The organism is uncultured Bacteroides sp. (assembly GCF_905207245.1).
Lineage (GTDB): Bacteria > Bacteroidota > Bacteroidia > Bacteroidales > Bacteroidaceae > Bacteroides.
Window position 1 is genome coordinate 16,123 of record NZ_CAJLKP010000061.1, and the last position, 21,936, is coordinate 38,058.

The 21,936-nt window shown below is 42.7% G+C and carries 15 protein-coding genes; 9 read left to right on the plus strand and 6 right to left on the minus strand.

From position 1 onward, the window contains the following. Positions 1–108 precede the first annotated feature (108 nt). On the minus strand, positions 109–1,869 hold the full coding sequence (locus QZ135_RS17140; RefSeq protein WP_294611944.1) for a tetratricopeptide repeat protein: 1,761 nt from the start codon (positions 1,867–1,869) through the stop codon (positions 109–111). A 316-nt stretch (positions 1,870–2,185) separates the two neighbouring features. On the opposite strand from QZ135_RS17140, the gene QZ135_RS17145 reads away from it, so the two are divergent. The 9 genes from QZ135_RS17145 (at position 2,186) to QZ135_RS17185 (ending at position 15,552) form a co-directional block, all read left to right on the plus strand. Next, positions 2,186–2,323, plus strand: a complete 138-nt coding sequence (locus QZ135_RS17145) for a hypothetical protein (RefSeq protein WP_294611947.1) — start codon at positions 2,186–2,188, stop codon at positions 2,321–2,323. Positions 2,324–2,330: 7 nt separating this feature from the next. Continuing rightward, entirely contained in the window at positions 2,331–2,798 is a 468-nt protein-coding gene (locus tag QZ135_RS17150) for a CYTH domain-containing protein (RefSeq protein ID WP_294611949.1), read from the plus strand. A gap of 51 nt (positions 2,799–2,849) precedes the next feature. Then, positions 2,850–4,142, plus strand: a complete 1,293-nt coding sequence (locus tag QZ135_RS17155) for a DUF4010 domain-containing protein (RefSeq protein WP_294611950.1) — start codon at positions 2,850–2,852, stop codon at positions 4,140–4,142. A 185-nt stretch (positions 4,143–4,327) separates the two neighbouring features. After that, on the plus strand, positions 4,328–6,853 hold the full coding sequence (locus tag QZ135_RS17160) for an outer membrane beta-barrel family protein (protein ID WP_294611952.1): 2,526 nt from the start codon (positions 4,328–4,330) through the stop codon (positions 6,851–6,853). A 1,534-nt stretch (positions 6,854–8,387) separates the two neighbouring features. Next, positions 8,388–10,955, plus strand: a complete 2,568-nt coding sequence (locus QZ135_RS17165; RefSeq protein WP_294611954.1) for a hypothetical protein — start codon at positions 8,388–8,390, stop codon at positions 10,953–10,955. 67 nt (positions 10,956–11,022) lie between these two features. Beyond that, positions 11,023–11,508, plus strand: a complete 486-nt coding sequence (locus QZ135_RS17170; RefSeq protein WP_294611956.1) for a TlpA disulfide reductase family protein — start codon at positions 11,023–11,025, stop codon at positions 11,506–11,508. After that, positions 11,508–13,070, plus strand: coding sequence for a DUF6029 family protein (locus QZ135_RS17175; RefSeq protein ID WP_294611957.1), 1,563 nt, complete (start codon positions 11,508–11,510; stop codon positions 13,068–13,070). The genes QZ135_RS17170 and QZ135_RS17175 overlap by 1 nt, the downstream gene beginning before the upstream one ends. 14 nt (positions 13,071–13,084) lie before the next feature. Further along, complete coding sequence (locus QZ135_RS17180; protein WP_294611959.1) at positions 13,085–14,242, plus strand: Omp28-related outer membrane protein; 1,158 nt, start codon at positions 13,085–13,087, stop codon at positions 14,240–14,242. A gap of 14 nt (positions 14,243–14,256) precedes the next feature. After that, positions 14,257–15,552, plus strand: coding sequence for a zinc-dependent metalloproteinase lipoprotein (locus QZ135_RS17185; protein ID WP_294611961.1), 1,296 nt, complete (start codon positions 14,257–14,259; stop codon positions 15,550–15,552). A 118-nt stretch (positions 15,553–15,670) separates the two neighbouring features. On the opposite strand, the gene QZ135_RS17190 is transcribed toward QZ135_RS17185, so the two are convergent. From QZ135_RS17190 to QZ135_RS17210, 5 genes are all read right to left on the minus strand, one after another. After that, on the minus strand, positions 15,671–17,551 hold the full coding sequence (locus tag QZ135_RS17190) for a PQQ-binding-like beta-propeller repeat protein (protein ID WP_294611963.1): 1,881 nt from the start codon (positions 17,549–17,551) through the stop codon (positions 15,671–15,673). Between the two features lie 45 nt (positions 17,552–17,596). Beyond that, positions 17,597–18,811, minus strand: coding sequence for a hypothetical protein (locus tag QZ135_RS17195; protein WP_294611965.1), 1,215 nt, complete (start codon positions 18,809–18,811; stop codon positions 17,597–17,599). A gap of 362 nt (positions 18,812–19,173) precedes the next feature. After that, complete coding sequence (locus QZ135_RS17200) at positions 19,174–20,496, minus strand: glucoamylase family protein (RefSeq protein WP_294611967.1); 1,323 nt, start codon at positions 20,494–20,496, stop codon at positions 19,174–19,176. A 12-nt stretch (positions 20,497–20,508) separates the two neighbouring features. Then, positions 20,509–21,366, minus strand: a complete 858-nt coding sequence (locus QZ135_RS17205) for an endonuclease/exonuclease/phosphatase family protein (protein ID WP_294611968.1) — start codon at positions 21,364–21,366, stop codon at positions 20,509–20,511. Between the two features lie 7 nt (positions 21,367–21,373). Next, positions 21,374–21,936, minus strand: a 563-nt coding sequence (locus QZ135_RS17210) for a fibronectin type III-like domain-contianing protein (RefSeq protein WP_294611970.1), incomplete at its 5' end; no start/stop codon positions are given.

The window sequence follows — 21,936 nt, forward strand, 5'->3', positions numbered from 1 at the left end:
AAATTCTGGGCGTAAATGTACGTTGATATAAGGAACAGCGTTCGAAAATTTAGTACGGTTTTAGTACGGTTTTGATTTCAGAATATAAATAGTACTACCGTTTTCTCTCTAAAATGCTTGTATGAATTGATCCCATTTCTCAGGAGTGCCCTGTTGGCCGTGTACCTTCTCATATAATTTCTTGCGTGAAGAGGTTATGGCTTGTTTTGTGCGCAGTATGAGATTAGCAATACCTGTAGCTGGTATCGAGATTTTAAGTAATAGACAAATATGTAGCTCCTGTTCACTAATTTGAGGGTAGAGCGCGCAAAGACGCTTAGCAAATTCTCTGTATGCATTGTCCACTGCCGCTTGCAAATCAAGCCAGTTTGTAGCTGTCACTTTGCTCTTATTCTTGGCGGCTTGGTGGAAGTAAATGTAAATTTCAGATTGCTTTAAAGTAATTTCTAAAAGAGTTTGTTCTTTCTGTTCAGCTTCTATTTGTTTATTGACGTTTTCAAATGACTCTTTTTGCGCTTTTAGTAACTCTTGTTGTAATTCATTTTTTTCTTTTTGTGCAACCTGTAATTGCAACTCTAGATTATGGATATGTTTTTCATTTTTCTCAATGAATTGAATACTTCTTTGATACTGTTTTTCCTTTATTTCTTGTAATCTCTTTTGTTGCTCTTTCTTTTGTTCTCTTTTCCGTTTGGAGTATTGGAAATAGAGAAGGGTGCTTATAAACGATAATATGAGTATAAAGGTGAGGCTTAGTACTGCTACTTCTTGCTTAGTATTTATATCCTTTAGTTTTTGATTTTCCTTTTCTCGTAATTGATAGTTATATAAGGATTGCATTTTCCGTATAGTTTCTGTATCGGTTTGTTTCTTTATAGAGTCTGTATATGCCAAATACAAGTCGATGTAATCTAATGCCTCCTTATATTGATTTTTTAGTCTGAAGATATTACTTAACCCCTCATAGCCTCCTTGTTTACTATAGTAATTATTGAATTCTAATAATTTATGGTAATAGTGGTAAGCGGAATCTAAATTGCCTATTTGGAAGTATAAATCAGCTGTCGCAGAGAAGCGAGATACTAAATTTCTTGTCTTTTTTGCTTGCATGGAAATTTGTATTGCTTTTTCTGCCTTCGGGTACATTTTCAGTTGCGTATAAAGGCTGGCAAGTTCTCCTGAGATAACGCCTGTCAGATGTTCATTTTTCATAGCTTCTGCTTGTTTATATGCACTTTCATAGTAGAAGAGAGAACTGTCAGTATTGTTGTGTCCTGTAAATGCACGCCCGATATCACGTAAACTATATATCTGCCCAATGCTGTCGTTCGATAAGACATCATAATGATAGCTTTTTTTGAAAACGGATAATGCTTCATTGTATACCCTTTGGTACAAATACAATGTTCCCATCTGGCTATAAATCCTATTGATTAATTTATAATCCTTACTGTTTTGTGAAGCATCTAGAGCTTTTTGATAGTAATCTAGAGCCTGTGGTGCATCTTCTAAATCTCTGTAGACGCGTCCTGCATAGTAGTAGATTTCGGCTAGATGTTTCTTCTCCTTTTTCTTTTCATAATGTTTTAATACCTGGAGTATACTACTGTCTGAGGTATGTGTAATATAAGCCTTGTCTTTGGCCTTTATGCACATCAGTTGATAATACATTTGTGTTTCTTGGCTTTCAGTTGCTACTTTTTTTTTCATTGATGTTAATGCAATGATAGCACTGTCTGGATTTGTATTGGTAAGAGAGTCTATTGACAATAAGACTTTGAGATAGGGGTGATTCTCACACCCACTAAAACAATGTAAGAAAATGAGGGATAATAGATACATTGGAAGTAGTAATATTTGCTTTTTCATTGTCTTTAGTAGATATCGTGATTAATTGGTGCAAGTTATGAGAAAAATATGAATTAGCAAGAATACGTGTGCGGAATCTTGAGAAAATTTTATCCTCATCGTGCCTGGGATGCACTTGCTCCGTACCAACTCCGTACATTCTTCGCTCAGAGGTACCTCTAACCGAAGAATGTACGGAGCAAGTACGTCTCAGATACGGTTCGGGTACGAAGAGGATGTTATGCGGGCACAAACAAATTTCCTTCTTTTCTTTTGGATACTTCCCAAATTTCATGTTACTTTGTTATCAGTTGAACTTTAATACTAAGAACACATTATGGGAAAGAACAAGAAAAAGGTTACGCACAGTCGTAAAGAGGAAGAACAGGCTAAGAAAGTGTTGTTGATTATTGGTGTATCTGCATTGATACTGGTGTTGGTTATGCTGGTGGGATACTCTTTCTTAGGGAAATAAAGAATAGATGTCGCAAGAAATAGAACGGAAATTCCTCGTGACGGGGGAGTACAAATCAAAAGCGTATGAACAAAGCCGTATTGTGCAAGGTTATATCAGTAGTGCAAGAGGGCGGACTGTGCGGGTACGTATCCGTGACGGGAAAGGATACCTGACGATAAAAGGTGCCTCTAATGCTTCGGGCACCAGTCGCTATGAGTGGGAAAAGGAAATTCCGCTTGTGGAGGCCGAAGAGTTGATGAAACTCTGTGAGCCGGGTGTTATTGATAAAACCCGTTATTTGGTACATAGCGGAAAGCATACGTTTGAAGTCGATGAGTTCTACGGTGAAAACGAAGGACTGGTCGTTGCCGAAGTGGAACTGGCTTCGGAAGACGAGGCTTTTGAGAAACCCGACTTCATCGGCCGGGAAGTGACAGGCGATGTCCGTTATTATAATTCACAACTGATGAAGCGTCCATATACGGCTTGGTGAGATATTTACTTGCCTTGCTAATGGTTGCTAATCGGAACTATCTGAATGAATATGGAGCAACTTTATGAATACCTGCCAAGGGAATTGGTTACTTTTGTATTAGTGACGCTGTTCTCTTTATTAATAGGCCTTTCACAGCGGAAAATCAGCCTGAAGCGTGAAGGGGAAACGACGTTGTTCGGTACAGACCGCACGTTCACTTTCATAGGCATTCTGGGGTATCTGCTTTATATTCTCGACCCGGTGGAATATCGTCTGTTCATGGGCGGTGGTGCTATACTGGGTTTGTTGCTTGGTCTGAACTACTACGTCAAGCAAGCCCAGTTCCATGTATTCGGAGTCACTACCATTATCATTGCACTCATCACTTATTGTATCGCTCCCATCGTAGACACGCAACCTTCCTGGTTTTATGTCATGGTAGTGGTAACTGTTTTGCTCTTCACCGAGTTGAAGCATACTTTTACAGAACTGGCACAGCGCATGAAGAATGATGAGATGATTACCCTTGCCAAATTCTTGGCTATCAGTGGTATCATTCTTCCGATGTTGCCGAATGAGAACTTGATTCCCGATATTAATCTGACACCTTATACTGTTTGGCTGGCAACGGTAGTGGTGTCTGGCATTTCATACCTTTCTTATCTGCTGAGACGGTATGTATTCCACGAATCCGGTATTTTGGTATCCGGTATTATCGGAGGGTTGTATAGCAGCACGGCTACTATTTCCGTATTGGCTCGTAAGAGCCGTAAGGCACCTGCACAGGAAGCACCGGAATATGCTGCGGCGATGTTGTTAGCCGTTAGCATGATGTTTCTCCGTTTCCTTATATTAATAGGTATATTCAGTAGTGCAATTCTTGCTGCTATTTATCCTTATCTGCTCATTATGTCCGTGATTACGGCAGGGGTGGCCTGGTATCTGCACCGGAAACGTAAACCGGTTCCTGTGACGGGGGAGGCGGCGGAGGAAGAAGACAGCAGTAACCCGTTGGAATTTAAAGTAGCACTGATTTTTGCCGTCCTGTTCGTGATATTTACGATTGTGACACATTATACGCTGGTATATACCGGTACAGGCGGTTTGAATGTCTTGTCCTTTATTGCCGGGCTGAGTGACATCACTCCGTTTATCTTGAACCTGTTGCAAGGTTCGGGCGTTGCCGTGTTGGTGGTGACGGCTTGTTGCATGCAAGCCATTGTGAGCAATATTATCGTAAATATGTGTTATGCACTGTTCTTTGCTGGGGGGAAGAGTCCGTTGCGCCGGTGGGTGCTTCGTGGTTTTGGCTGTGTAATCGCGGTTAACGTTTGCTTGCTACTTTTCTTCTATTTGTTATAGATTTCTGCCGGATACTTACAAATATTCTCTATTATCCCCTTTCCTTTGTGCTTTTTTAACTCCGAAAATCTCGTAGCTAGAGAAAAACAGCCTATTTTTGCTGCATTCATTGTGACAAAATAGGTATAAGTAACGTCTAATACAAAAACAGTCAACTAATATTCATCAAACAAACAAAAACAGGAATGAAAATTAAATGCCCTTTGCTGCTCATTATGTTGGTAGTATCCTCATTAGTAGCGGCACAGAATGCGGCACCTCTATTCCAGATTAAGGGAGTTCTGCTAGACTCGCTGACTCAGGAGGGAGAACCTTACGCCACAATCAAAATCGTAAAAAAAGAAGCACCGGCCCATGCATTGAAGATGCTGGTGACAGACATGAAAGGTAAGTTTCAGGAGAAAGTTCCCGGAACGGGTAATTTTGTGATGACTATCTCTTCTACTGGTAGAAGCACTATTGTGAAGGATTTCACTGTAAAGGCTGGAGAGCAACTGGTGGACTTTGGTACGTTGTACATCGTGGACGCTGCCAATGAATTGGGACAGGTGGAAGTTGTTGCCCAGAAACCTTTGGTGAAGGTGGATGTGGATAAAATAGAGTATAACATCGAAGACGACCCCGATTCAAAAACCAACTCTGTGATAGAGATGCTGCGAAAAGTACCTCTCGTGACGGTGGATGGAGAAGATAATATCCAGGTAAACGGTAGTAGTAGCTTCAAAATACACGTGAACGGCAAGCCCAACAATATGATGAGCAATAACCCCAAGGAAGTGTTGAAGAGTATGCCTGCCAATACCATCAAATATATCGAAGTAATCACCTCACCGGGTGCAAAGTATGATGCTGAAGGTGTGGGAGGTATCCTTAATATTGTAACCGTTGGTAGCGGATTCGAAGGATATACCGCTACTTTTAGCGGCCGGGCCAGCAACATGGGGCTGGGTGGCGGTGCCTATGCCACCATCAAGCAAGGCAAGTTAACGCTGACAGGGAACTATAATTATAGCTACAATAGCCAGCCTACTAATTATTCAGATAGCTATCGGGAAGATTACAATTCTACCGATCAAAAGTATCTGGAGTCTACTAACGAATCGGATTATAGCGGACAATTCCAGCACGGTAATGTGGAGGCTAGTTATGAGATAGATACCCTGAGGCTCATTACAATGTCTGTGGGTATGTATGGCGGCGGAAATGATAATGATTCGAAGGGTAACACTGATATGTGGAACGCAGAACGTGATGCAAAGGCGTATAGCTATCGTACCTTAACGGAAGGCGATGGTTCGTGGTATTCTATTCGCGGTAACATCGATTATCAGCGCACTTCAAAGAAAAATAAAAACCGTATGCTCACCCTGTCCTACAAAATCAATACTCAGCCGCAGGAGAGTGACAATTACAACCGTTATCTGGACCGTTATCAGGTGCCTGAATCTTTCCAACTTTACAACTCGCACACCTTCGGTAAGACCAATACTACAGAGCATACTTTCCAGGTGGACTATACGACACCCATCGGCAAGTTGCATACCATAGAGACAGGTGTGAAGTATATCATCCGTAATAATACAAGTAAAAACAGCTTTGAGGAAGACAGGAGCAGTGACGGTAATGGCGACTATGTGTATAATGAGGATCGCAGTAGTAACTACAAACACCTGAATGACATTCTTGCCGCTTACCTGGGCTATACGCTGCGTTACAAGGACTTTACCTTCAAACCTGGTGTGCGCTTTGAACACACGGCACAGGATGTGCGCTACATCATCGGCGCGGGTGAAGATTTCAAGGTAAACTATAATGATGTGGTGCCTTCCGTATCTATGGGTATCAAACTTGGACCGACGCAGACATTGCGTGGAGGATATGACATGCGTATCTATCGTCCTGGTATTTGGTATTTGAATCCTTACTTTGATGATCGTAACCCGATGTTTATCAGCCAGGGTAATTCTGAATTGAAAAGTGAGAAAAGTCATGCGTTCAATCTAAGTTATAGTAGTTTTACAGCCAAGTTTAATGTAAATGTATCGTTGCGTCATTCGTTCAATAACAATGGAATTGAGAACGTAAGCCGTCTGATAGGTGAAGGTGGTGAATACTTTGGACCAGACCAGGAACATTTTGCTCCCGAAGGTGCTCTTTACAGTACATACGAGAATATAGGTAAGAGCCGTAATACCAATATGAGTTTATATTTTAATTGGAATGCATCACCCAAAACGCGTATTTATATCAATGGGCGTGGTGGCTATTCAGATCTCAAAAGTCCGTCGCGGAACTTACATAACTACGGTTGGCAAGGTTCTATGTATGGTGGTATCCAGCATACTTTCCCGTGGAAGTTGCGTGCTAGTTTGAATGCAGGCGGAAGCACACCTTACATCTCGCTGCAGGGAAAGGGTAGTGGCTATTCTTATTATAGCTTGAGCGTGAACCGCTCGTTCCTCAAGGATCGATTGACGGTGAGCGTCTATGGTTCGAACCTGTTCTCCAAGTATATGAACTTCAATAATACAACTTTCGGAGAGAATTTCTACTCTACCAGTAAGAGCCGTTATCCCAACCGTTCGTTCGGTATGAGCATCAGCTATCGCATTGGTGAATTGAGGGCCAGTGTGAAGAAAGCTGCCCGTTCTATCAGTAACGATGATGTGAAAGATGGCGGCGGTACTCAAGGCGGTGGCGGTGGAGAATAATCTATAGCCAAGAAATAAAAGGAGAGGAAGCTTTTGATAGGCTTCCTCTTTTTTTGTGGGTTATAGCTGATTCTAACTCTTTTATATCATAAGGTTACAATAATAAAACGTTGTTTTGTTTGAATTGCAAGAAAAATGTATATGAAATGCAGTACAGCGATAATTTTAAGGATGAACTAAGTAAATATATTCTTATCGCTCTCTGATATAATTTGTATGTTGATATGTTATTTATTGAAGGCAACCGGCTATATATTTGTTAATTGTCTTCTATATAGATATAGGAAATATCTAAAAAACTCTACAGATGATTGGGGATTTTTGTGGAAATATTAAATGATTTTAGAGGGGTAAATAAACTTACTAAGTTCAAGAAGAACTTGGCGCTTTTTGCTTTCTTTTTTATATTAAATGTATATATATGTGCGTATATACAAAGAAAATAAGCCACCTCATCGCTTGTAACTGCTAAATGAACTTTTTTAAGCTTCATTTAGGTTACGATTACAAAGATATGCGTTTTTTTGTAAAAACAATACATTTATGTTCTTTTTAACTCAGTAAAAATGAACTTAGGAAGAATGTAATCAAATAAATCAGTTTAGTGCCATTAATGCTATCGAATAGAGAGTATTACTTGCAATGTAGACAATACTTATAGTAAAGTGGCTTCATTATATAATTCATTTATTCTCATATCTAGTTTTCTACCTATCTATTCTTAGGCTTGAGCCTAATCTTATTTAAGAGCATACAAATTGCTATTATTGAATGAAATTATCTTTTATATGTTATATTGGCACACTTTGTTTCTACCCTTTTTATGATTTATCAAAATATCACCTCTGTAGAGCATATCGACAGGATAAAAGCATTTTAAAAACGTTCTTCTTGAACTAGCTATTTCTGAGACTGGAATGCTGTTTTTATTTACAAAATAAATGTAAGTGAGAAGTTGTATAAGATGTTTTGATGTAATTAGTTGGAAAGATATGTTTAATTGCTTATTCACATTATAAAATAACGAATATGCCAAATGCAAAAAAAACGCTTTCATTGGTGAATTATTGCATTGTATTTCTTGTATGCTACTTTTGCAATAGTTCAAAGTTGGAGGGTACTGTCAGAGTATCAACCCTCTATAATGATGCTGCTTTTAATGATAATTTCATGCTATCACCTGTTCCTCCCTTTTGAAAATGTTCGAAAGGCGAGAGGATCATCTTCTCTACTTTTCTATTTAAAGGATAAAATGGCAAGTTGTTAATTTGAACATATAGGAATTATTTGTCTGCAGGTATCTATTGTGTTTCAACTTTAGATTGGCATATTAATAATTTCTTGGATGATTATAACTGTTTGAAAAGGATAAGCAGTGTTCAATTACTTTTCTTGTGGATTTATTATGCCGGAGCTTTTAACTATTCATAAATATTATAAGATTTATTGATTACATATAGAGGTTTTGTTTTGCGAATTAGAGAATGTTATGCATTGCTGGTTCGTGTATTTATTAATTAAATTTGTTAGAATTATGAGAAAATTGTATCGATGTTTATTCCTGCTGAGTGCACTTGTCTTAGCTGGGGGAATGTGGAGTTGTTCGGATGATAATGACGAACCGGGTACTAATGGCGAACCTGTATTAGGAGTAGAAGCTCCTGCTTCGGATGCTCTGTTTGCAACTTCTGCTACTTTTAAATTGACTACTAAAGGAGCCGAATCCTATGTTTATAAAGTTATGGAAGGTGCTAATGTTGCAGAACCTGACCCCATTGTGGCTTATGCTGAAGCACAGGAGAATGGAACTATTGTGACTGTTACAGGTGATACGGACGAAGTATTAGTGGCTGGCTTGGAAGGAAATAAAGCATATACGATATTCTTTATTTTCAAGGTAGGCAATGAGTATAAGATTTACTCACAGAAGATTAATACTCCGAAATACTCGCAGATGGTGACGGTGATAAAAACGGATATGTTTTCCGTAACACTGCATGTGGAAGTGCCTGAAGATGTTTATTACTCTTTGGGATTTATTAGTATAGAGGATTATGAGACTTATAAGATACAGTATGGAAAAACTGATGCCGATTATGTAGTAGCAAACCCTTATGGAGGCATGCGTGATCCCCGATATAAAGGTCCTCAAAATATAACGATAGAAAATGGCGTTAATGCTTATGCAGGTGCTTTGAATGAAAAGGATTATGAAGATGATATTTATCCGTATGCTGTACATCCGGGAACTGGATATGTCATTTTTATAGGTCAATGTAATGAAGATGGTACTTCTGAGGGTTTTGTGAACTATATTGATAATGGTGGTGGTGACGATGATGATTGGGGTGTTTTAGGCTCTAAGTTACCCAATATCAAAGAGTATACAGAAGAAAAACCGATTAGCGAAAATATGGAATTTACAGGTCGTTATGCAAAAACTGTTCTGTTTACCCAAGCACCGCACAAAGGTACTGGTAGTGTAATGGCTCAGATAGACCGTGCGACAGAAAAGAGTGTTATGATTACTTATACCCCAAGTGATGACATTCTGCAATACGTGGTGGCATTGATTGACGATGCAGATTTGGAAATGTTCCTGAATTTTGTAGGGGGTGAAGACGGTTTGCAGATATCCGTTTTGAATGGTGGTGACCGATATGATGGTGTACAACAGCTTACTTACTCACTAACTCCCGGACACACTTATACTGCGTATGTTGTAGGTGTATATAATGAAGATGCTACTATACAAACATTGGATAAACTTGAAGGAATCAAGACGATTGTTTCAGATAAACCGGCTGTAGAATTTAAGGTGACTCCATTGAAAATGGAGAGTCCTTATCAGATAGGCTTCAATATCAAAGCTCCTAATGGTGACTGTGCTGCATTCAAGTATCTGCTGAACTATACTAAAGACTGGTATCCGGAATTAAATGGTATGGAAGGTGAAAATCTAGAAGAAAATATCGCCAGAATGGTGGCAACCTATGGACAGGGTATTAATGATGCCGATGTATTGGGCAAGATTAACAGTGCCGAAGGTTATGATATGGCTTTCTCTACAATGGATGATACTGAAAGCTGGTTGGTTTTGGAATCTTACAATGTGGACGAAAAGACTAAACTCTTCTATGACGGTGACAATTATAGAACTACATCGGCTCCTCTCAAAGCAGAAGAACCGGTAAACAGTGAACTATTCAGTAAACTCCAAGGTACTTGGACAGCTACGATGACCAATGCATCCGGTACGACTGTAACTTGCCCCGTAACGATTGCATCCGGTCCTGAACAAGTAGCTACTCTACCTGAGGATGTGAAACAGGGATTAGTGGAATACTTCGTTAAACAAGGAAAGACTCAGGCACAAGCGGAAGAACTTGTACTTAAGTACTTTGAGGAGTACAAAGAGGGAGCTGCATATTACACTCAGAAATATAAAAATATGAACTGTCTGGTAGCTACAGGATTTGCTTATGATGATTGGTACGCACCTCTTGCTACTTCCTGGGATTTATTCCACTCTACTGAGTATTCAGCTTATAATACGGATGAATTGTTCCGTGATTATGGTCCGAAGATGTTCTTGAAGATTGAGAAAGATGAAAATGGTGCGGATGCTGTTTCGATCATTACCACTCGTATGTTGGAAGATGGTTACAACTATTATCGTTATGTAGACCCATTGGCTGATTGGTACAGAACTTTGGTGTTGTGTGCATATAATACTGAAACTCCAGACAATTATTATACTTCTGACTTCCCGGTTGAGGTTTCTGCTGATATGAACACCGTTACTATTAAATCAGTGGAACAGGATGGAAAGATTTATAGTCCGGGCTTTGCAACAGAGTCTTATGGCTATCCCAATTGGAGCTTCCCAACTACTGCGGAAGGTATTGTCCTGACACGTACTGCGGATAAAGCCAGCACAGCTAAGGCTACCCGTAGTATCTCTAAGGTGACTCCTAAAGTTTCTGCCCGTAGTGGTAATCACTTCCGCAGAACTCGTACTCCATACGATTTCGTTTCTAGAACTCCGGTTCAGGGAAAGGTATTCTCTGTGGATAATATGAAGAAGAACCTGAAGAAATAATTTAGTATTATTATAAAGAACTTCTATGGGAGAATTCTCCCTTAGAGGTTCTTTAAATATTTTGATTATGAATAAATTAATCTATATTCTTTTTTTTCTCCTTTTCACCGTAGCGGCTTCTGCACAAGATGCGTGGCCGGATGTGAAAGTTGAGAATGCGAAGGGTGAAGTTATCAGTACACAGAATATACTTGGTGGGAAACCGGCAATTATTTCTTTCTGGGGTGTTACCTGCAAGCCTTGTCTGACAGAACTGAACACATTGAATGAACTGATGGAAGAGTGGCAAAAGGAAGTTGATTTCAACATTATTGCAGTTTCCATTGATGACAGCCGTTTCACAGCACGTGCGCGTTCCATGGCAAAAGGATTTGATTGGAACTTCATCTGCCTGTTCGATAAAAATCAGGACTTGAAGCGTGCGATGAATGTGATGCTGACACCGCAGACATTTGTCGTTGATGGTAATGGCAAGGTGGTTTATGCACATACTGGTTATACCCCAGGTAGTGAGTATGAATTATTGGAGCAACTTAAAGCAATCGGCAAATAATGAAACATATTTTATTCTTATTGTTGTTGGCCGGAGTTTGTATGCCGGAAGCATCAGCACAAGACAAAGGACGTTTGACCGGAGGATTGGAATCGAACAGTATCTACTATGTAAAAGATAGTAAGCTCAAGGATGGTAGCAGTGTTTATCCGGACGATCATTTCGGTAGCAATAACTACTTAAAGCTTGATTATACTAAGGGAAAGTTTGCTGCCGGAATTCAGTTGGAAGGCTATCTGCCTGCTTTGCAAGGGTATGACATGGGAGTCTATGGTGACAAGAAAGCCTTTCTGGGTGTGAAGTATGTCAGTTGGCAGGATGACAACTTTGGTTTCAGGGCGGGAGACATTTTCGAACAGTTTGGATCGGGGATGGTATTTCGTAGTTTTGAAGATCGTACGTTGGGTATCAATAACTCAATCGAAGGTCTCTTTGGCTCTTATACATATCAGGATTATATTACGGTGAAAGGCTTGTACGGACGTCCTCGCCTGTATGCCGACTATGTAGATTCTTGGGTGCGTGGTGCTGACCTCAGCCTCTCCCTGGCGAACTTTACCAATTGGCAGGGAGTTGTGCTCAACGTAGAAGGAAGCTATGTAAACCGCAATGAAGAAGTGCCCGAAGAAATGGCGAGCATAGCAAAACCCAATGTCGATATGTATTCGGCACGTGCTAACTTTGACTGGAATGGCCTTAATGGTCGTGTGGAGTATGTAGGTAAAGGGAAAGATGTATCACCCTCATTGATAGGAACAACAGCCAAAGGACATGGTTTGCTGGCAGAGCTGGGCTATAGCTATAACAGCTTTTCTATTTTAGGAACCTATCGTGAATTGAAATATATGAGCACAAAGCTTTCTCAGGAAGGTGAAGGAGTGGGAAACATCCTGAACTATCTGCCTGCTTTGACGCGCCAATATACCTATATGCTTGCCAACCTGAATCCTTATCAAAGCAATGGAGAGGGTGAGAAAGGCGGACAAATAGATATTTATTACTCTTTGCGCAACAAGAACGATCGCAGTAAATACTGGAACTTCCATGCCAATGGATCTACGTTCTATTCGGATAAAGCCACCACAGTGAAGTCACGTTTATTGTGGAGGGATATCAATGCAGACGTTGAACGCCAGTGGAACAAGCAATTGAAGACTACTTTCCTGGTATCCGTACAGGAATGGAGCCCTACCCACGGCTTGGATGACAAAACCTATGTATCGAATATATTTGTACTCGACGGACTGTATAAATTCGATAGAAAGAAATCGGTGCGTGCCGAAGTGCAGTATCTTTATTCACAGGATTATGAGAAAGATTGGATTGCCGGACTGATTGAATTCAATCTGGCACCTCGTTGGAGTTTCTCGCTGAGCGATATGTATAATATGGGCACTACGGAAGTGCACTATTACAATGGTTCGGTGAGCTATACCCGTAAGAACACACGTTTACAGCTAAGCTATGGCCGTAATCGTGCCGGATTTATCTGTTCGGGAGGCGTATGCCGATATACACCTGCCTACACAGGAGCTAACTTAACATTAACTACTTCATTCTAAAATCAACAAGACTTATGAAAAAATATTGGAATTTATTATTGTGTTCTCTTTTGCTGGTGTTTACCGTAGGATGTTCCGGTAACTCCGATGGTGATGAACCTGAAGGTGAGACAGGCGAATTGCTGTTGACATCTTCAGCAGCTTATATTGAGAATAACGGAACGGACCAGGCTGTATTTACCGTAATGAAAGGTAAGAAAAATGTGACTGCCGAAGCTAAGATTTATCAGAAGAAGGGTGGAAGTTATGATATTTTGCCTTCTACTTCTTTTTCCTCAAAAACACAAGGTGAATATTCTTTCTTCGCCAGCTATAATAATGAGATGTCTCCTACAATTACCGTAACGGTAACCAGTGGTCTGTTGGACTTGCCTGCGGACCCGCAACCGAATAAGTTTGAAGGTTTCAAGCACAACGTACTGGCAGTGCAAGCTACGAGTTTGGGATGTGTATATTGTCCTATGATGATTGCAGGGCTTACGGAGTATGAAAAGTTAGCCGAAAGTAAAAACACGTTGGTTGTGGCTGCACATGGAATAATGGATGGCGACGACATGATTTCAAATTATAGTACCGGTGTATTACAAGGGTTAGGTCTCAAGTCTGCCCCTGCATTGTTATTTAATATGCGTCCAAGCAGTGAAGCTTTGGAACTAAAATCTTCTGATACTCCGGCTAAAGTGGCTGCACGTATTCAGACTGCTGCCGGGGATTTCCTGAAAGCAGATGCTAATACGGCTATCAGTGCAGCAGTATCGGGTACCGAAACGTCAGGTTCTATCAAGGTGACGGCTGCGGTTAAAGTAGGCAAGACAGGCAAATACCGTATCTGTGCATGGATAGTGGAAGATAATATTTATGCAACCGGACAGTTGAACTCTTATCCTGCATTGGAGGCCGACTATGACTTTAAGCATCATAACAATGTGTTGCGTTGTACCTCTTCTGCCAGTCCGATAACGGGAGTAAATCTGGGAGGAAAAACAGAATGCCAGGCTGGTGAAACGTTGATGTTTTCACACGAATTCAGTTTGAGCAGCATGTCAGTTTCTAACTTAGCTAATACCCGCGTAGTGTTCATTGTAACTCAAAGCGAAAATGGAACACGCTACACTGTGGATAATGCGATTAGTTGCGGACTGAACAGTCAAGTGAAATTTGAATATAAATAAAATAAATCAAGAGAATGAAATTGAAATATTTATTCTTACTGTTGGCTGTTGCTGTGTTCAGCGGCTGTTCGGAAGATGATGAAGACCCCGTCCTTACTTTGCAGAAAACGGAACTGACCGCTAATGCAGAAGGTGGAGAATATATGATAGAAGTGACGAGTACCAGTGAATGGACTTTGTCGGAAGTGCCGGCATGGGTGGTAGCTGAGAGTTCTGCCACACAAGATAAGCTGGTGCTGAAAGTGAATGAGAATCTGGGACAAGAAAGTCGTTCGGCAGAGGTTACGTTGACTAATGCCGAGACTCTTTCGCAGAGGGTGACGATAAAGCAAGATGCTTATGCATTCTCGGAAAATCATTTCTATAAGTTGCCTGTCGTTTTCCATGTCCTCTATTGGAATCAGAATAATAAGTATCACTATGTGGAAGAAGGACACTTGCAGAAAGTATTGGACAGTGTGAACCAGTATTATGATAATTGCGGTGCTGGCATGAATTTTGATTTTGTGATGGCTACGGAAGATCCGGATGGCAATAAACTGGAGGAACCGGGAGTGAGTCGAGAGAAGTGGCAATATACCACAATGGATCCTTCTACATTTATGGGTAGTGGCGACCCAAAGTATAAAGACATCTTGTGGGACCCAAGCAAATATATCAATGTGGTTCTATATAATTTCTCCGACGACTTGGTACTGGGTATTGCTCAATTCCCTTGGTTGCCCGAACCTTTCGAAATGGATGGCATCAGCCAAGTAAAGAAGGGAGCCAACCTGAATGAAAACCCCTATCCGCAATGTGTGAGCATTAACAATAAGTATATTTATGATATTCCGAAAGGAACAAATGGTTATTCAATGTCGAATGTGGTTGCGACGCTTTCTCATGAATTGGGACATTTTCTGGGATTGTATCATGCTTTTAACCAGTTGCTGAATGGTAATACGAATAGTAATGAGGATTCTGACTACTGTACGGATACTCCTCCTTACAACAAGTATCAATATGATGTCAAATTGACGAACTATCTGACATATTACGGTGACATCACTACGACGACCTCTGATGGATATAAGGAATATGTGATGCGCACTAACAGTAAGACAGGCGTGCAGTTCCGTTCTACCAATATCATGGATTATGCAATTTCGGATGCCAATGCATTTACTGCCGAACAAGCTGCGCGGGTGAAATATATTTTGCATCATGCAGTCTTTATACCGGGGCCGAAAGATTATACCGGTACCGACTTTACAATTACGAGAAACAGTACTTCTGATTTCCGTTTCACTCCTCAATTCATAGAGTAGGAAGGATAAACGGGAAGTTCGGTGATACTTCTGACTGAAATGCGGGAAGCACGGAGAATCGAATAATCTCTCCGGTCTTCCCGCATTTTTTTATACTTCTATGTTATCGGGTCTGATTTCAGTTATCGGCATACTGCAGACAACTCACCGTACCGTCCATTGTCATAACAACCAACTTTCCTTTCCCTGCATTTATCAGGGAAGTGATGGCCGAATGAGAAACCTTGTGAGACCACGCGATGCCACTTCCGTCTGTCTTCACCGCATGGAGTACCCCAAACTCAGTAGGAATGAATACCAGACGTTCCGTCGTTTCCATCCGGGTAGGAATAAAGTTACTCTCGTATGGCATCAGTGTATTCCAGAGAGTAGTATACTTGCCATTAGAAATATCCACAGCAGTAATGTTATTCTTGATTCCTTTCACATACATGGTTCTTCCGTCCGGTGAGAAGCCGAGAGATTCCCGTCCTTTAGCTTCATCCGAAGCCCAGAGAATTTCTCCGTTTTTGGGTTGAAATGCCCGGATGAAATAATCGGAACTGAGGACAATGACCTGTTCGGCTTTCTTGTTTTGTTCGGCATAAGGCAGCACTACAGGCCAGCAGGCACCCGGCGAAAAATATCTGCCCCGTTTAGTGTCGAATTCCCAGACCTTCTTTCCACTCTTCCGGTCGATGGCATAGAACATGGCTCCCCAGGTTCCTATGTATACACGCTCCCTATCTACGGCGGGGCGTGCTTCTATATACCCCTGCAAGCCATCACAAGTCCAGTTCACAGTGCCGTCCGCCAGCTTTAGTGAGTAGAACTTGCCGTTACTGCTGCCGATGTAGATGGTTTCGTCAGCAACGACAGGACAGGCTACGATGGGATAGTTGGTGTTATGCCTCCAGCGTACAGTACCTTTCTTTTTGTCCAGCGCATAGATGAAACCGTCACAGGAAGAAACGATGACGAGTTTCGGAGTGATGAAAGGAGCGGAGAAAATTTTATTTCCGGTGGTGTAGGTCCATAAGGTTTTTCCGTTGGTGGCATTGAGCGCATGAACCACGCCTGCGGTATTGGTATAAATGTACAGATTGCCGTCAATGCTGGCTTGCGAGGCCACGTCAGTCACATCTTTGAGTTTCCATACCTCGCCGACCGAGGGATAAGTAGCGTTGATAGCAAAATCAGGGCGATAGTAAACCGTATCCTTTTTCTCGTTCAAAGGTGCCAGGTGAATAGTATTCCAGGCCGGTAGGGTTTCGGTCTTGATGATGCGTTCGCGGAATTCCAGTTTGTCGCCGCGCAGGGTAACGAGATTATATCCGCCTATCGGGTCTTGCCTCCTCAGTGAGGAACGGCCTATGACGGCGGGAATACCTTCGGCATCATAAGGATGGTTCGCATGCAGATGTCCGCCAAGTATGGCCTGAATGTTGCGGGTTTTGAGAATATCCACTACCTCGTACCAGTTGCTCAAATCCTGATTGATAGGAAAATGATTGATGAAAACAACAGGCTGCTCCGGGGGAGTGGCGCGCACAATGGAATCGAGCCACAGTATCTCTTCACGCGGAATGTGCGGCGGTCCCATGCGGAGGCTTGGCCCGGCACCACAGCCAATGAAGCGTACTCCTTGCCAGTCATGGCAAAAGTGGGATGCCCGAAAAATCTTATCGAACATGGTACAGCCATTTTCACTCCAATTCACGTCATGGTTGCCGGGAAGCAGAAAATAAGGCTTACGGAAATTCTTCAGAATCTCCTGCAACAGATAGAATTCTTTCGTATCTCCAAATTCCGTCACATCGCCGCTGAGAATGGTGAAGTCCACATCCGGGTTGGCATTGATGTCTTCAATGGATTGCCGCAGGTCATCCTCGGCATAGGCGAAAGAATTGAGATGTACATCGCTGAGCCAGGCAAAAGTAAAGGCTCGCTCTTTGCCGTCTTGTCCGTAAGAGAGGACTGACAGCGCCATCACGCAGATGGCCAATAAAACTCTTTTCATTAATTTGGGGGTATTAGTAAGTGTTACCCCCAAAGATAAAGAGTTTTAGTGGTAAAACCAGCGTTCATAATCAACTTTTTCGTAAAGCGGTGCGATGGTGACTTCTGTATTCGCATCTTTCTTCCCAAGCAGGAATTTATCTACAAAAGCTTCAACTTCAGGAAATTGACTAGTGGGTAGCTGGCAATGTCCATGTCCGCCTATGATGGAGAAGCCCATCCGGTCGGCAATGCCGAAAGTTTCCCATACCTTACGGGCGGCACGGCAGGAGACGTAACCCGATTCGTCCGCCAACCATACATAGTCCGGATTGCCGAGAACCAGTAATGCGCGTGGTGCTATCATGGCACATAGTTCATGATGGTCATACGGCAGTTTCGAAACATTTTCTTCTTTGTATTGGAACATGCTTTCCTTGAACCAGGCATGGCTGGTTCTGCCCAGGGTTTCTACTTCGCCCAGGGTTTCGGAGACACGCCAGGCTGCTGCGCCACCGCCACCCGGTTCCTGAGCGATGGTGAGTGCGATACGTTCGTCGAATGCCCCGGCAAAGAGAGCCATTTTTCCGGCAAAGGAACAACCGGATATGGCGAGGTGCTTGGTATCTATCTTGCTCTTTTTGCCTACAATTTCCAGCCCGTCGATGATGCGGCTTACTCCCCATGACCAGGCGCAATAAGCCCCCATGTCCGTGCGGTCGGGATATAGTTTGTTGATGGGTTCGTTGCCTCGCTTTTGGGTGTGCGACATGACCTGTGTGAAGTTGAATGCAATTTGCGCTATGTTGCGACTTGTGAAGATGGTGGGAGGAAGGCTGCCTGTCCCCCTGCCTATTCCGATGATAGCGGGGAAGGGGCCTTTGCCTTCCGGATAAGTGATTTTTGCTTTAAGAGTGAGCGTTTGTCCGTTCACCGTTACATGTACTCTGAGGGTATCATCCGTTATGTCGGCGGTAATATCTTTTCGGGATACTACGGGCTTTTCGCCTATTTCATAATGTTCTATTTCGCGGGCTATCTCAGCACGGCGGCGGCTCCAGTCCTTGAAGTGAGTGGAACGGCCGCTTCCGTCGGACCATTGAAAAGGGTCGGTCAGCGTTTTGACTACCGGTAATTCGTCAATGCCCGGTAGTACGGGGGTGGGATTCTTCATTCCCGTATTTTCCACACTATAAACCAGGGGAATTTTCTGTGCGGATGTAGAAGTGCCCATACCCAGCAGAATAATCAGTGCCAATAAATGTGTTTTCCTGTTTCTCATGTTTCTATTTCTTTTAGAGGTTTACATCTATTGGCAAAGATAGGCGATGTTTCTTTTGCTTGGACGGGAGGGTGTTACAGATACTTTCCATGACGTTACATCATTTGAAAGAATACATTATTTTTTCTTTGATGTAGAAATGATTCTTGCAGGCATGTTTTATTTCGCCGCCTGCCTATCGGAATGTAGTTTATCAGGCACTTTTATTTCGTTATACTATAGTCTCCCTTGCGTCTAACTATAGTGTAACGCAAGGGAGACTATAGTTATCCTTGCGTATAACTATAGTGCAACGAACCGGGAGCAGGCAATGAGGAAAATCTTATTGGGCAATGAAAGAAGTCTAAACAGCATCCATAAGATTACTTGAATCCCAACTTTTTTAATCCTGCCTGTATGTCAGGATGACTCATGAAGAGCTTCCACAGTAATCCGGTGCGGTAGTTTTCTATCATGACGGCTATTGGGCCTTGGTCGATGGCAAGGTAGCGTTGCGGATACCAGTTGTCCGTTTCACTGAAAGCATCATAGAACCCGTACGGGCCGAATGCCTTATCCCCCATTCCGTAAAGATGGTGCATAACTTCCAGTGAGTATTCCGGAGTATACACAATGGACGAAAGGGCGGCGGTGGGAGAGATGACTCCATAGTCACTCTGTTCATTCGGAGCGTGTGCGGCATATCCCTTGACGGAGTAGCTGGCAGTCAGGCCCCAGCAATTGGCACCAAAACCTTTCCAGCCTTTCGGATTGCGAATGCAATAAGCACGGTTGATTAGGGTCAGGTTGCGCATTTCGTTGAAATAGCTGGTGCAGTATTCATCTTTCAGTTCCGTCGGGTTCAGTCCGAGGAAAGAGTAATGTGCCCAGAAGAGCGGACCGGCCTCGCAGCCCTGATAGCGCAGGTGGAGTTTGATGTCTTCTACTTTATGCGGTTCTACGATGGCGCCGTTCTCTGTCCAACCTTTATGATAAACAGTAGCAGGAATCCCATGTGTAGGTGAGGCGGCTGCAAGGATGTACATGATGAGGCATTCATTGTAACCGTGTACGGGAAAGTTCATCTCCCAACCGTACTCGGGACTCCAATGCCAGTAGAGAACGTTCTGGTCGTTCTGGCGGTAGAAGTTCCAGTCCACATCGCGCCAAAGGGTGTCGATGCGTTTGGCAAGAACTTGTTCTGCGGCAGAACCGTTGATATAATACTGGTGCACGGCAAGAAGTCCTTGCATCAGAAAAGCAGTTTCCACCAGATCACCACCATTATCTTTTTGTCCGAAAGGTTTTACTTTTCCGGTATCCCCGTACCACCAATGCGGATAAGCACCATAGAAGCGGTCGGCTTTTTCGAGGAATGAAACGATACGTTCCATGCGGGCGAGCCCCTCGGCACGGGTAACGTAACCGCGGTCGATGCCTGCAAGCACTGCCATAATACCGAAGCCACTGCCTCCGGTGGTAACAACATTCTTGTCATTTTCGGGATAGACACCATCCATGTGGATACGTTCGCGTGCCAGTCCGCTATTGGGTTCGGCACCGTCCCAGAAGTAATTGAATGTTCTCCTTTGTACAGTGTCCATCAGAGCTTCGTCGCTTATACGATCCGGCTTTGCGCTCGGGCTTTTACATTGCGTAAAACACAGTAAAAGTGATAGTAACAATAAACTATATCGTGTTCTCATGGGGATGATTTGTTAGAAGGTTAGTTTTACGAGCACGGGATAATGGTCGGATAAGAAACCATTGTCCGGCGTATCCTTAACGACACGATAGCGGTCGATATTTGCTTCGTTGGTGGTGAAGACGTAGTCCAGCAATACACGTTTTTCCATTGGCAGGCGGCCGAAATCATGGAAAGTCCATGAGGGACCATAGGTCACAGTTGCCAGTTTTGCTGCATTCTTCATTTCGTTATCTTCCAATGTTTGTAGAGGCTCTTCGCCGGGAGTACAATTGAAGTCACCCGTGAGTATGGCGGGTGTGTGTGGGGCTATTTTCTTCATTTTATTCAGAATTAACCGGATACCTTCATTGCGGGCTGTTTTTCCGTCATTGTCCAGATGGGTGTTGAAGAAGGCAATTTTCTTACCGTTACTCTTTTCTTCCAATACGGCCCAGGTGGCGATGCGGTTATAAGATGCATCCCAGCCTTTTACACCGATGGTTTCAGGATGTTCGCTAAGGGCAAAGTTGCCGTACTCCACCAGTTTGAACCGCTCGGTATTGAAGAAAATCGGACAATATTCTCCGGCTTCTTTTCCGTCGTCACGTCCCACGCCAAGTGCAGTATATTGGGGAAGACCTTGTTTAAGGTCTTCCATCTGGTTGTGACATACTTCCTGCATACCCAACAAGTCCGGCTGGTAGTATGCAATCATCCGGCAGACATTATCCTTGCGGTACTTCCAGTTGTTGGCACTGTCCGAAGGTGCATCCAGCCGGATGTTAAAAGTCATGACGTCCAATGGCTGTACGTTTGATACGGACGTTCCCTTGCAACCGCAGAGAAATAACAGCAGACTTGCTATGCCGATGTATGTTAGGTTTTTCATATCTTTTTTATTTTAATGTCAGACGAGCTGTTTTTAGCACTTGGCTATTCCCTCCGACCATCAGGTCAAAGTCTCCCGGTTCGGCCACGTAGTTGAGGTCATAATCATAGAAGTGCAGCAGGTCCGGAGTGATTTTGAAAGATACCGTCTTGCTTTCACCCGCTTTGAGGAAAATCTTCTCAAAGCCTTTCAGTTCTTTGACCGGACGGGTAATACTTCCTACCAAGTCGCGGATATAAAGCTGTACCACTTCCGCACCATCACGTTTTCCGGTATTGGTTATCGTAACTTTGGCGGTAACAGAACCATTCTGTTCCATGGTCGGCGCACTTAAAGAAATGTCGCTGTACTGGAATGTGGTGTACGACAAACCGTAGCCGAACGGATACAACGGGTCATTGTCTACATCCAGATAGTTGGAACGGAACTTTTCGAACCATTTGCCTGCCGGCAACGGACGACCTGTATTCTTGTGAGCATAATAGATAGGTATCTGGCCTACATTCTTCGGGAATGTCATCGTCAGTTTACCGCTCGGATTAACATCACCGAACAATACATCGCCAATCG

Excerpts from the sequence above, each read along its gene's own strand:
- QZ135_RS17180 (WP_294611959.1), top strand. The coding sequence starts at position 13,085 with ATGAAAAAATATTGGAATTTATTATTGTGTTCTCTTTTGCTGGTGTTT.
- QZ135_RS17150 (WP_294611949.1), top strand. The coding sequence starts at position 2,331 with ATGTCGCAAGAAATAGAACGGAAATTCCTCGTGACGGGGGAGTACAAA.
- QZ135_RS17195 (WP_294611965.1), bottom strand. The coding sequence starts at position 18,811 with ATGAGAAACAGGAAAACACATTTATTGGCACTGATTATTCTGCTGGGT.
- QZ135_RS17165 (WP_294611954.1), top strand. The coding sequence starts at position 8,388 with ATGAGAAAATTGTATCGATGTTTATTCCTGCTGAGTGCACTTGTCTTA.
- QZ135_RS17190 (WP_294611963.1), bottom strand. The coding sequence starts at position 17,551 with ATGAAAAGAGTTTTATTGGCCATCTGCGTGATGGCGCTGTCAGTCCTC.
- QZ135_RS17200 (WP_294611967.1), bottom strand. The coding sequence starts at position 20,496 with ATGAGAACACGATATAGTTTATTGTTACTATCACTTTTACTGTGTTTT.
- QZ135_RS17205 (WP_294611968.1), bottom strand. The coding sequence starts at position 21,366 with ATGAAAAACCTAACATACATCGGCATAGCAAGTCTGCTGTTATTTCTC.
- QZ135_RS17145 (WP_294611947.1), top strand. The coding sequence starts at position 2,186 with ATGGGAAAGAACAAGAAAAAGGTTACGCACAGTCGTAAAGAGGAAGAA.
- QZ135_RS17160 (WP_294611952.1), top strand. The coding sequence starts at position 4,328 with ATGAAAATTAAATGCCCTTTGCTGCTCATTATGTTGGTAGTATCCTCA.
- QZ135_RS17175 (WP_294611957.1), top strand. The coding sequence starts at position 11,508 with ATGAAACATATTTTATTCTTATTGTTGTTGGCCGGAGTTTGTATGCCG.
- QZ135_RS17140 (WP_294611944.1), bottom strand. The coding sequence starts at position 1,869 with ATGAAAAAGCAAATATTACTACTTCCAATGTATCTATTATCCCTCATT.
- QZ135_RS17170 (WP_294611956.1), top strand. The coding sequence starts at position 11,023 with ATGAATAAATTAATCTATATTCTTTTTTTTCTCCTTTTCACCGTAGCG.
- QZ135_RS17185 (WP_294611961.1), top strand. The coding sequence starts at position 14,257 with ATGAAATTGAAATATTTATTCTTACTGTTGGCTGTTGCTGTGTTCAGC.
- QZ135_RS17155 (WP_294611950.1), top strand. The coding sequence starts at position 2,850 with ATGGAGCAACTTTATGAATACCTGCCAAGGGAATTGGTTACTTTTGTA.